This window comes from Candidatus Aquicultor sp., from assembly GCF_054640775.1.
The window spans coordinates 1-10,836 of sequence record NZ_JBTSLF010000093.1 but is presented as its reverse complement, the minus strand read 5'-3'; the positions used below and the strand labels follow the sequence as shown (position 1 = coordinate 10,836).

Sequence of the window (10,836 nt, the reverse complement as noted above, 5' to 3'; positions counted from 1 at the left end):
CATTCCCCATCAACAAAACTCTACCCGAGTTCAACCCGTCAACCGACATCGACCTGGTCAGCAATAAAGAGTTCGACAATTTCAAGAAAGCCCAAAGTAAAGAGAAAACTAAGATCACGGCGACGGCGACGGAGTTCATCATGAGCGAGAAGAGTCCCTCGACGGACATCCTGAGCGCCATGTATCTTGCCGAGCGCGTCTTCAATAACCACAGGGAGAACCAAAAAACGCTCATCATCTTTTCCGATATGTATCACCAATCCACCGATTATAACTTCATGGAAAAGCCCCTTGTCCCCGAACGCATCGACGAGATCATATCCGCTGAAGAAAACAATAGGGGTCTGCCTTCACTCAACGGCGTCAAGGTCTACGTCGTCGGCGCACGCTCGAACAGCAGTCGAAAATTCCTTCTGGTGCGAAACTTCTGGATACTGTACTTCGAGCAATGCGGCGCACGCCTCTCGAAGGATGACTATGGAAAGCGCCTCCTTACGTTCAAATAACGGGTTGGACCCCCTTCAGGCCCGATAACTCCCAAAATTATGGTGATTACGAGGTATTATGCTTCAAGATTGTCCAAAATTCGTCGAAATAAATAAAGATAAGAAAGGATCGTGAATTATGCTTAACGTTGAACTTGCAAAACCGTTTGTAGACGCCGCGTTTGATTTTCTACACCTGGAGGTAGGCCTGCAGGTCACAACAGAGCCGTCTTCGGCAACAACGACCCAGGGCACATCCCAGGAGATAAATATTCTCATCGGAATAACCGGTGCGGTAAGCGGCCAGATGATTTACGGTATGTCGCTGAGCACCGCCAAAGGCATCGCCAGCATGATGCTCGGGCGCAAGATCGACTCACTCGACCGCACGGCGCAAAGCGCGCTGTGTGAACTTGGAAATATGGTCTCGGGAATGGCAATCACGCGGTTTGACGATGCGCACTCGAATGTTGCGCTCACACCACCGAGCCTCATCGCCGGAAAGAATATCTTCATCTCGATCCTCAAACTCGGCTGTATGCGAGTATCGTTAGCCAGCGAACTCGGGACTATGGATGTGACCATCGCTCTAGAGGAGAAGGCGTCGCTCCGGCAGGCCGAAGCCGTTTAGCGTAGGTAACGAAGAAGCCCCTTACTACAGAGCTCCCGCATCTTGAGTGACTTTCATGACGATTTCCAACGAAGTTTTTCCCTGTATGACTTTAGCGATTCCGGCATCGCGCAGCGTTCTAAACCCCTGTTTTTCGGCGACTTCCCTCACCCGCGCCGCCGCAGCCCTCGATACGATCAAGTCCTTGATCTCATCGTCGATCTCAAGAATCTCAAATATCGCCTCGCGGCCCTTGTATCCCACACCCCGGCACTCGGTGCATCCTCTCGGCTTGTAGAACGTTATGCTGCCGTCGTTCGGCAAGCCCAGGTCTGCCAGCAGCTCGGGAACCGGTTTATACGGTTCTTTACACGACGGGCACAGCACCCGCACGAGTCTCTGTGAGATGATGCCAAGGATGGATGTTGCCGCAAGAAACGGCTGGATACCCATCTCGGTAAACCTCGCCGGCGTCGAAGGGGCGTCGTTGGTATGAATGGTCGAAAGCACGAGGTGGCCCGAAAGGGCCGCGTGGACCGCGATCTCGGCGGTCTCTTCATCACGAATCTCGCCGACCATGATGATGTCCGGGTCCTGGCGCAGGAGTGAGCGCAGGCCGGTAGCAAAGGTCACGCCCGCTTTGGGATTGACCTGTATCTGGTTTACCATGTCGAAGGTATACTCGACCGGGTCCTCGATAGTCACCACGTTTTTCTCGACCGTCGCCAGGTTGCTAAGCGCCGTATAGAGCGTGGTCGTCTTACCGCTTCCGGTCGGGCCGGAGACGAGGATCATGCCGTACGGGCTATTTACCAGGCGCCTGAACTTCTGGAGGTCTTCGCGATCGAAACCAAGGCTCTCTTCGCTGACGGAGGACGCTTGTTTCTCAAGCACCCTTAAAACGACCTTCTCGCCAAAGATCGTCGGAACGGTCGACATTCGAAAATCGATTTTCCGATTACCTGCCTGGACGGAGAACCTGCCATCCTGCGGCGCCCTCTTCTCGGCTATATCAAGCTCGGCCAATATCTTCAACCGGGAAACAACCGACTGGTGAATCGATTTAGGGGCTGTGGCTATCTCGTGCAGGATACCATCGACCCTGATGCGAACCCGCAGCTCGTTTTCGCCCATCTCGATGTGGATGTCGCTCGCTTTGTCGATCAAGGCCTGTCTGAGAACCATCTCGATAAACCGCTTGGTATCCCCGTCGCCGGCACCTTGCTCGGGTGCGTTGGCGGCTTTTTGCCCCGCACGGCGCTGCCCTGTTTCGACACCGCTGTTCGCGCCCCGCATCCAATAGTACTTATCAAGCGCTTTTTGAATATCCCTTTCGGTGGTAATAACGGGGATAATCTGGCAGCCGGTAATACTCTCTGCATCATCCATGGCGAAGAGGTTGAGCGGGTCGGCCGTCGCTAAGGTCAAGAGGGTATCGACTTTGGCCACCGCGATGATCTTATACTTCCGGGCGATCGCCTCGGGGATCAATCTGGCGATATCTTCATTGACTTCCGTATGCTCAAGGTCGATATGCGGGATATCGAGCTGCCTACCGAGAAACTCGATGAGCGTATCCTCACCGACAAACCCCAGTTTACGCAAGGCAACGCCGAGACGCTCTCCTGTCTTTTTCTGCGCAAAAAGCGCCTCTTCAAGCTGGGATTGCGTTATAACCCCGGCTGCGACCAGCAACTCTCCAAGTCTTATTTTTCTTAACGCCTGCTGTGAAGGATGTGCCACGCTGGGTACCTCGTCGTTTAGTTTTTATTAGGTTAATACCTTTATATCGACGAATTTAGTAGGGTTTTTAAGGTAACTCTAATAATTCCTCAACTAATCCCCCATTAATTCACTCTAAGAAATCACTCTCCATAATTCCGGCCAATAATCGATTCAAATAATTCTGACAGGATACGGGTAACAATATACCGTGCTGATCGTATTAAAGCCGCTGAAAGGATGGTGCACTTGATAAACCTTGAGAGACCTTCCCCGCCTTCGGATGACCGGAGGTGGAAGATAATCGACAGGACGATGCGCGGCTACGGCTATGCACCGCATTCCCTGATCCAAACGCTTCATACAGTGCAAGAAACGTTCGGTTTTCTGGATGAAGAGGCCATGAAATACGTGGCGGCGGCGCTGCGTGTTCCCTTAAGCCAGGTTTACGGTGTCGCGACGTTTTATCACTTCTTCACTTTAAAACCGCAAGGCGAGCATACCTGCACCGTGTGTACCGGGACGGCCTGCTATATCAAAGGCGCCGACGACCTTTTGCAGTCAGTTAAAGAGGTCACCGGGGCAAAGCCGGGTGAGACGAGCGCCGACGGAAAGGTATCCGTGGTAACGGCGCGGTGTATCGGCTCGTGCGGTCTTGCGCCGGTCGTGCTTTTTGACGGCGAGATGTCGGGCAAGATCAGCCCCGAGGCGGTAAAACAGAAGCTGACCGGGTGGACTTCCATCGCCGAATATGCCGAGGGTGCACCGAAGGGTGTTCCCACGACGCCCCCCGAAGGCCCCGCCCCGCAGAATCCCATCATCGAAGGGATAACGGAGGAGGCGGTTGGGGAATGACGCACGATGAGGTTAACGAGATCAAGCAAGCCGAACAAGAATCCAAGAAAAACTACAAGCACAGGATACACGTGTGTATGGCCTCCGGGTGCCTGTCGCTTCGCAGCGACAAGGTGAAAGAGGCGATAGAGAAGGAAGTTAAAGAGCGCGGTCTTGAGAACGAGGTACAGGTCAAACGGGTCGGGTGCGTTGGCTTGTGTTCTCAAGGGCCGATCGTCTTAACCGAGTCGAAAGCCACAGTTCACGAGGGCGCGAGCCCCGAAGACGCCGAGAAATTGGTCAAAGGCCTGGACAAAACGCTGACTAAGGAACAAAAGCTCTCGATGCAGTCACCGTTTTTCATGCGCCAGACGAAAATCGTGCTCGAGCACTCGGGCTTTATCGATCCCGAGCGTATCGAGGACTACATCGCCGCCGGCGGTTACGAGCCCATGCTGGATGTTTTGACCGAGATGAGTCCGGCGCAGGTCATCGACCAGGTGACCCGAAGCGGTTTGCGTGGGCGCGGCGGGGCTGGCTATCCGACCGGCCTGAAGTGGAGCACTGTGGCTAAAGCATATAGTGCGAGCGGCGATAAATACGTCATCTGCAACGCCGACGAGGGCGACCCCGGCGCGTACATGGACCGCAGCGTCATGGAGAGTAACCCCCACCAGATGCTCGAGGGGATGGTCATCGGTGGGTATGCGGTCGGCGCCACCCGCGGTTTTATCTACGTGCGAGCCGAGTATCCACTGGCGATAGAACGGCTGAAAACCGCGATAAAGCAGGCCGAGAAGAAAGGCCTGCTCGGGCGCAACATCGGAGGCACCACCTTCAGCTTCGATATCGAGCTGCGCTACGGTGCGGGCGCCTTTGTCACCGGAGAGGAGACGGCGCTCATCTCGTCGGTCGAGGGCCAGCGCGGCCTCCCCCGTCCCCGTCCCCCCTACCCGGCCGAGCGGGGCCTGTGGGGTAAGCCGACCCTCATCAACAACGTCGAGACGTTTGCAAATATAGCCCCCATCATTAAAAACGGCGGCGATTGGTTCGCCTCCATCGGCACCGAGAAAAGCAAGGGGACCAAGGTGTTCTCCCTGGTCGGGAGGATAAATAACGTGGGTCTCATCGAGGTGCCGCTCGGGATACCGCTTCGCGAGATCATCTACGACCTCGGCGGCGGCATCCCTGAAGGGCGCAAGTTCAAGGCGGTGCAGACCGGGGGCCCGTCGGGCGGCTGTATCCCCGAGCAGTTCCTGGATTTACCGGTCGACTACGAGTCGCTGATGCAGGTCGGCTCGATTATGGGCTCAGGTGGCATGATCGTCATGGACGAAACCAGCTGCATGGTGGATGTGGCCAAGTACTTTATGGATTTCTGCAAATCGGAGGCGTGCGGCAAGTGCATCCCATGCCGGGTGGGAACCGTCCAGATGCATCATATCCTGGAGAAAATAACCAACGGCACGGCGACGATGGCCGACCTGCCGATGCTTGAGGAACTCTGCGACCTGGCAAAACACGCCAGCCTCTGCGGTCTCGGGCAATCGGCGCCGAACCCGGTCTTAAGCACGCTGCGCTACTTCCGCGACGAGTACATAGCGCACATCGAAGAGAAGCGCTGCCCGGCCGGGGTGTGCAAGTTCAAAGACGCCGGCAGCTTTAAAGAAGCCGTGGAGGTGAAGCGATGAGACCGGAACCCGCACGACAAGAGCTGCGTGTTAAGACGCTTAAGATAGACGGCCGCGACCTCGCCGGTCGTGAGGATCAGACTATTTTAAACGTGGCGCGCGAACACCACATACGCATCCCCACCCTGTGCCAATTCGAGGGGCTGACGAATTATGGGGGCTGCCGTCTGTGCGTCGTCGAGGTAAAGGGCGTGCCGAAGCTTTTGACTTCATGCACCACCTACGTCTGGGAAGGCATGGAGATCACGACGAACTCGGAGCGGCTGCAGCAGTACCGCAAGATGCTCGTCGAACTCTACTTCTCTGAGAGAAACCATATCTGCTCTATCTGCGTGGCGAACAGAAACTGCGAGCTGCAAGGCCTCGCTTTGGAGCTGGGCATCACCCATATCCGCTACCCCTATCTCTATCCGGGCCTTAAGATCGACTCTACGCACGACAAATTCGTGCTCGACCACAACCGCTGCATCCTGTGCACCCGCTGCATACGGGCGTGCTCGGAAATTGAGGGGGCCAATACCTTAGGGATGAAGCGGCGCGGCGTTCAAGACCAGATAATCACCGACCTCGACCAGCCCTGGGGCGAGTCGCATACCTGTACGAGCTGCGGCAAGTGCGTAAACGTCTGCCCGGTCGGGGCCATCTACGAGCGGGGAATGTCGATTGCCGAGGCGCGACGCGAGCACACGTTCCTGCCGCTCTTGAAGATCATGAGGGGTGAGCGCTAATGGCAAAGCGGCAAAAGGAATCGTCGCGAGAAAGCAAACCGCGGACGAAAAAAGCGATGGAAAAACCGGCTAGAAAAGCAAGGGTGGCGACGGCGTGGCTTGACGGCTGCTCGGGGTGCCATATGTCCATCTTCGATATGGACGAGCGGTTGATCGAGCTGGCCGGCAAGATGGATGTCGTCTACAGCCCGCTCGTCGACGCCAAGGAATATCCACCGGATGTCGACGTCGTGCTCATCGAGGGGGCGGTCGGAAGCGAGGAGGACCGTCACAGGCTTCTCACGATGCGCGAGCGTACGAAGATACTCGTCTCGCTCGGCGATTGCGCCGTGACCAGCAACATCGTGGCATACCGCAACCCCCATAGGGTCGCAGACCTCTTAAATGAAATCTTTCTCGAGAGGACGGGCATCGGCTCGAAAATCCCCAAGGAAAACGTCCCGGCGCTTCTGCCCTACGCCGTACCGTTGCACGAGGTCGTGGGCGTGGACGTCTTCATACCGGGGTGCCCTCCCTCGGCGGATTTAATCCATTTCGTTATAAGCGAGCTTCTCGAGGGGCGCATGCCGGAAATCAAGAACCGGTTCGGATAGGAGGAACAGTTGGAGCGAAAAGATATCGTAATAGCGCCTGTGACCCGCATCGAGGGGCACGCGAGTATCACAATTCACCTTGATAACGAGGGGCGCGTCGAGGACGCACGGCTTCACCTTACGCAGTTTCGCGGCTTCGAGAAGTTCTGCGAGGGACGGCCCTTCTACGAGCTGCCGTTCATCATGCAGCGCATCTGCGGCATCTGCCCGGTAAGCCACGCGACCGCCTCGTCGAAGGCCTGCGACGCCATCCTGTCGGTCAATATCCCCGAAACCGGGCTCTTGCTGAGGCGAATCGCCAACCTCGCCCAGGTCATCCAGTCGCATGCTTTAAGCTTCTTCTACCTCTCCTCCCCCGACCTTTTGTTTGGAATGGATGCCGACCCGAATAAGCGCAGCCTCTTCGAAGTAGCCGCCGCCAACCGCCAGCTCGCCATGGACGGCATCTACCTGCGCAAATTCGGCCAAAATGTAATCGCACATATGGCCAGCACCGGCAAACGCGTCCACCCGGGCTGGATCGTCCCCGGCGGCGTCGCCACTCCCCTTTCAGCCGACGCCCTGAGCGAGATACGGGGGATGCTACCCGAGGCTATGGCCGCGATACGCCGTTCGCTTGACTGGTTTAAACGGTCGATGGAGAACTTTAGGGATGAAATCCGCACGTTTTCTAACTACCCTACTTATTTCTTGGGGATTGTTGGTGAGGACGGCGCGTTGGAATACACGGATGGGCTGATGAGGATTGTCGACTCAAGCGGTAAGATTGTCGACGATGGCATTGATGCTGCAGAGTACCAGGATCACATCGCCGAGAAGGCGGAAGACTGGTCGTACATGAAGTTCCCGTATCACAGGGACACCCCGCCGCCTGATAATGCTTTTAGAGTCGGTCCGTTGGCCCGACTGAATATTATTGATAAGGTGGATATGCCCCTGGCCGCCCAGGAGTGGACCGAGTTCAGGTCGCTTGAGCGCGGCGTTGTCTTGAGTTCGTTTCATTATCATTATGCGCGGCTGATCGAGATACTTTATTGCGTTGAGAAGATGGGCGTACTGTTGGACGAGCCGTACGTTTTGGGGCGCCGGATTAGAGCGAAGGCCGAACCCAACTGCTCGGAGGGCGTTGGCGTCGCTGAGGCACCCAGGGGTATGTTGATTCATCATTATAAGATCGATGATGACGGTCTTGTGACGCAGGCTAACTTGATAATCGCCACCGGATTCAATAATGGGGCGATGAACCGTGGGGTTTTGCAGGTTGCGAAGCAGTTTATTCGTGGGGATGAGATACCTGAGGGGGCGTTGAACCGGATTGAGGCGGTTATTAGGGCGTTCGACCCGTGCTTGAGTTGTGCGAGCCATGCTTTAGGGCAAATGCCGATGCAGGTGCGGTTGGTTGGACCTGATGGGAGTGTGGTGCATGAGGTGAAGCGGGGCACTTAGCCCGCTGTGATAGGAAGTGGCCACCTTTTTAAAAGGGCTGCAATGGGGGCATATATATGCGTGTTTATAGAACGTTGTGCAGAAAGGGGTGCGATAATGTATCTTGATCAATGGGTTAAGGTTATTTGGGGAGGCACCGTAATGGGTACGAGTGCGCTCGGCTACTTTAACCGGCGGTGGCTCATCGTAACGTTTCTCATGGGTGTTAATATAACCCAGGAGGCATTTACCGGGTGGTGACCAGCAAAGCCGATTCTACGGGCACTGGGTGTGCCCGAGCGACAATACGATTAACCTGCTGCTTTCTTTTCAACCTGGACAGGTAAAAGATTAGCTAAATCAACATGCTTCGAGGCATCCAGTATTTCTATCCCTGCTATTTTGCCATCGACGTCAAAATCGATGGTGATCTCCTCATCCAGGTTCTTACTGGTCACCTTCTCAACTTGTTCTGAAAACTTGATGTAGAGAACATCGTATGTGGTATCGTATGATAATCTCATCTCTTACCCCCAGCTCCCGAAGTACACGTAAACGGTAATAACCATAGTCTTACCCTGTTCTTCTACGTATACTACTTTTACCTTTTTCTGCTTATAATATTTCCCGAGCCAATTACTATTATATTCAAATACCGCTTCTTCAGCTATCCTGCCTAGCTTTGTGGGTACTGTATCAGCAGTCGCGAGTACCTGCTTTACCTCATCAGCATTAGTGCCTCTTTCTACTATTCGTTCATCAGCATGCTCGATAAAGACAACATCCATAGCATCGACTCCTGTTTGATGAGATTAGCGGTAACATCTAGGATTCCATTAATAGTTGGTTAAATACGACACAAAGATAAGCTAGCGCTTATCGGATACGGTGTCAAATATTTATGCTTTTGTGCTCATGGAAATGTGAGCGTTTTTGATTTGCAGGGAACGTTCCGTGGCCCGAAACTGCACTATAGTGGAGGCTAGAGCAAACGTTGAGAAATCTATTCTCTCGTCCCTAGTGGGACAGAGTTAGGGTGCGGGGGATTAAGTCGCCAGATAGAATAGTTGAGCACTGCGGCAAAACTTACCCAGAGGATATAAGGGATAAGAAGAAGACCTGCCGCAAGCGAGATGGGTAAGAACAGCGTGATCGTGGCTACGATCGCAACCCACAGAAATCCTATATCTATCAGCGCAAGAAGCGGGTTCTTCAAACCAAAAAACATATACGACCAAAGCGCGTTCAAACCAAGTTGAGTCCCGAAGACTGTAACGGCCGGCTTAAAGTTAGGTATTTCCGACAGCCTCTCTTCTTTCTTGCGCCAAACGAGAAACAACGATATCCCCATAATCGTAAAAAGAATCCCCCACGCGAGACCAAAAATCCAATTCGGAGGGTTGAACGATGGTTTCTTAAGCTTTGGATACCAGTTTCTAACCGCAGGTACGGTAAATATCGTCCCAATGTTGCCAACCGCCTGCGCAATAAGTATGCTCACCAACAACTTAGCTATGCCGGAGCTGCTCTTTTTTGATCCTTTAAGTGCCATAGTAGAGAGATTTATACCCAAGAAGAGATGATATTTGCAGCAGCAATATTTCTGTTTTTAAGGGGATAGCATCGCTGAGGATTTCTTCTTACCTAGCCCCTGTATGAAAAAAGGATGAGCTAATACAGAAGAGCAGATTAAGGGGTTAGTTAAGTACCCTTTCTCTCCTAGACAGCGATATATTTTGCAAAAGAATGTGACTCTGGGATGGGCAGGTTATCTTCTTTAAAACCTTGCATATGAAGTTTAATGGCATCTTGCATATTTTGCTCTGCCTCTTCAGGCGTCGCGCCTGTAGCAACACAACCTGGTAGATCAGGCGAATACGCCGAATAATTTTCGTTTGCTTTTTCTATTATTACAAGAAAACGATACACCTATTTATCCTCCTTAAGCTGTGCTTGCTTTAGGATGCTATTTAATGTCCCTGGGCTTAGATCATCATTTGGATGACCTGCTATTGTAACTCTACCCTTTTTGGAAGGATGTTTATATTGACGATGACTACCTTTTGTTATGCTCGATACCTGCGGTAGCTGTTATGGAGATGTTAAACCTATCCTGTATCTCGAGAATACTGTACATTGGTTTATACAGGATATTTAATCACAAATGAGACTGACTCTTACCAATTCATTATATGCTTGGCTAATGACATCTTCGGGAAACTTTTTCTTTTCCTTTTTTGTTAGAGCGATTACCTGGTTCTTTTCACTTATACCATTCTTGCTACGCATGGATTTATCAATAAAATGTATCGTGGCCATAAGCTCTAGCTCGCTACTAGATTTTTTACCAAACTCATATAACGCTGCTTCAATTACAGGTTGGAATTTATCAACAAGCGCATTATTCGCTTCAACAAAAATTCCCGCGGTAGGTCCACTTTTATATGCTGTGGCATTATTCGCCCCAGGCTGAGCCACGAGTATCCCAAACGATTCAAAATCAGATACCGCATAGGCTAATTCATGGCTGTAGGGACCGTAGCAGTAAAGTTGATATTTAAAACCCAACGGCATGCCTCTCTCCTGCAAGAAGTAGACGAGCTTTTGCATTACCTTCTTGCCTTCAACCCCCTCGTTCAATTCAACCATTTTCGCTATTATGCCTGCCGCTATCTCATTCATTACTAGACACCCTTTTCTATGCGTCGTTTTTCTTCAAGGTAAAAAGCTCTTATTTCTTATACATCT

The 10,836-nt window shown here is 52.8% G+C and carries 14 protein-coding genes; 7 read left to right on the top strand and 7 right to left on the bottom strand.

The window, feature by feature from the left end; translation table 11 throughout:
* Nucleotides 1-506: hypothetical protein (locus tag ACYC56_RS08795; RefSeq protein ID WP_461373808.1), on the top strand; the 506-nt coding region annotated here is incomplete at its 5' end.
* A 118-nt stretch (nt 507-624) separates the two neighbouring features.
* A complete protein-coding gene (locus ACYC56_RS08790; RefSeq protein WP_461373807.1) occupies nt 625-1,116 on the top strand; it encodes a chemotaxis protein CheX in 492 nt (163 codons plus the stop codon).
* A gap of 24 nt (nt 1,117-1,140) precedes the next feature.
* Here the strand turns inward: ACYC56_RS08790 and ACYC56_RS08785 are convergent, their stop codons facing one another.
* A complete protein-coding gene (locus ACYC56_RS08785) occupies nt 1,141-2,838 on the bottom strand; it encodes a GspE/PulE family protein (protein WP_461373806.1) in 1,698 nt (565 codons plus the stop codon).
* A 228-nt stretch (nt 2,839-3,066) separates the two neighbouring features.
* Here ACYC56_RS08785 and hoxE point away from each other — a divergent pair, with 228 nt between their 5' ends.
* Genes hoxE through ACYC56_RS08760 form a run of 5 tightly spaced genes read left to right on the top strand, consistent with a single transcriptional unit; the run spans nt 3,067 to nt 8,109 of the window.
* Complete coding sequence (gene hoxE, locus ACYC56_RS08780; protein WP_461373805.1) at nt 3,067-3,672, top strand: bidirectional hydrogenase complex protein HoxE; 606 nt, start codon at nt 3,067-3,069, stop codon at nt 3,670-3,672.
* Nucleotides 3,669-5,342: a NuoF family protein gene (locus ACYC56_RS08775; RefSeq protein WP_461373804.1), complete on the top strand. Its 1,674-nt coding sequence runs from the start codon at nt 3,669-3,671 to the stop codon at nt 5,340-5,342. Before hoxE ends, ACYC56_RS08775 begins: the two co-directional genes overlap by 4 nt.
* On the top strand, nt 5,339-6,070 hold the full coding sequence (gene hoxU / locus ACYC56_RS08770) for a bidirectional hydrogenase complex protein HoxU (RefSeq protein ID WP_461373803.1): 732 nt from the start codon (nt 5,339-5,341) through the stop codon (nt 6,068-6,070). The genes ACYC56_RS08775 and hoxU overlap by 4 nt, the downstream gene beginning before the upstream one ends.
* Nucleotides 6,070-6,663, top strand: a complete 594-nt coding sequence (locus ACYC56_RS08765; RefSeq protein WP_461373802.1) for an NADH-quinone oxidoreductase subunit B family protein — start codon at nt 6,070-6,072, stop codon at nt 6,661-6,663. Before hoxU ends, ACYC56_RS08765 begins: the two co-directional genes overlap by 1 nt.
* 9 nt (nt 6,664-6,672) lie before the next feature.
* Complete coding sequence (locus ACYC56_RS08760; RefSeq protein ID WP_461373801.1) at nt 6,673-8,109, top strand: Ni/Fe hydrogenase subunit alpha; 1,437 nt, start codon at nt 6,673-6,675, stop codon at nt 8,107-8,109.
* A 290-nt stretch (nt 8,110-8,399) separates the two neighbouring features.
* Here ACYC56_RS08760 and ACYC56_RS08755 read toward each other — a convergent pair whose 3' ends face one another.
* From ACYC56_RS08755 to ACYC56_RS08730, 6 genes are all read right to left on the bottom strand, one after another.
* Complete coding sequence (locus ACYC56_RS08755) at nt 8,400-8,612, bottom strand: DUF2283 domain-containing protein (RefSeq protein ID WP_461373800.1); 213 nt, start codon at nt 8,610-8,612, stop codon at nt 8,400-8,402.
* Nucleotides 8,613-8,615: 3 nt separating this feature from the next.
* Complete coding sequence (locus tag ACYC56_RS08750) at nt 8,616-8,876, bottom strand: DUF4258 domain-containing protein (protein WP_461373799.1); 261 nt, start codon at nt 8,874-8,876, stop codon at nt 8,616-8,618.
* 215 nt (nt 8,877-9,091) lie between these two features.
* Entirely contained in the window at nt 9,092-9,640 is a 549-nt protein-coding gene (locus tag ACYC56_RS08745) for a TspO/MBR family protein (protein ID WP_461373798.1), read from the bottom strand.
* Nucleotides 9,641-9,807: 167 nt separating this feature from the next.
* Complete coding sequence (locus ACYC56_RS08740) at nt 9,808-10,017, bottom strand: type II toxin-antitoxin system HicB family antitoxin (protein ID WP_461373797.1); 210 nt, start codon at nt 10,015-10,017, stop codon at nt 9,808-9,810.
* Nucleotides 10,018-10,158, bottom strand: coding sequence for a type II toxin-antitoxin system HicA family toxin (locus ACYC56_RS08735; RefSeq protein WP_461373809.1), 141 nt, complete (start codon nt 10,156-10,158; stop codon nt 10,018-10,020). It lies immediately after the preceding gene.
* A gap of 84 nt (nt 10,159-10,242) precedes the next feature.
* Entirely contained in the window at nt 10,243-10,770 is a 528-nt protein-coding gene (locus ACYC56_RS08730) for a hypothetical protein (protein WP_461373796.1), read from the bottom strand.
* Between the last annotated feature and the right edge of the window lie 66 nt (nt 10,771-10,836).

What these genes read in the sequence shown, in the direction of transcription:
- ACYC56_RS08790 (WP_461373807.1), top strand. Translation starts at nt 625, where the DNA reads ATGCTTAACGTTGAACTTGCAAAACCGTTTGTAGACGCCGCGTTTGAT.
- ACYC56_RS08775 (WP_461373804.1), top strand. Translation starts at nt 3,669, where the DNA reads ATGACGCACGATGAGGTTAACGAGATCAAGCAAGCCGAACAAGAATCC.
- hoxU (WP_461373803.1), top strand. Translation starts at nt 5,339, where the DNA reads ATGAGACCGGAACCCGCACGACAAGAGCTGCGTGTTAAGACGCTTAAG.
- ACYC56_RS08765 (WP_461373802.1), top strand. Translation starts at nt 6,070, where the DNA reads ATGGCAAAGCGGCAAAAGGAATCGTCGCGAGAAAGCAAACCGCGGACG.
- ACYC56_RS08755 (WP_461373800.1), bottom strand. Translation starts at nt 8,612, where the DNA reads ATGAGATTATCATACGATACCACATACGATGTTCTCTACATCAAGTTT.
- ACYC56_RS08750 (WP_461373799.1), bottom strand. Translation starts at nt 8,876, where the DNA reads ATGGATGTTGTCTTTATCGAGCATGCTGATGAACGAATAGTAGAAAGA.
- ACYC56_RS08745 (WP_461373798.1), bottom strand. Translation starts at nt 9,640, where the DNA reads ATGGCACTTAAAGGATCAAAAAAGAGCAGCTCCGGCATAGCTAAGTTG.
- ACYC56_RS08730 (WP_461373796.1), bottom strand. Translation starts at nt 10,770, where the DNA reads ATGAATGAGATAGCGGCAGGCATAATAGCGAAAATGGTTGAATTGAAC.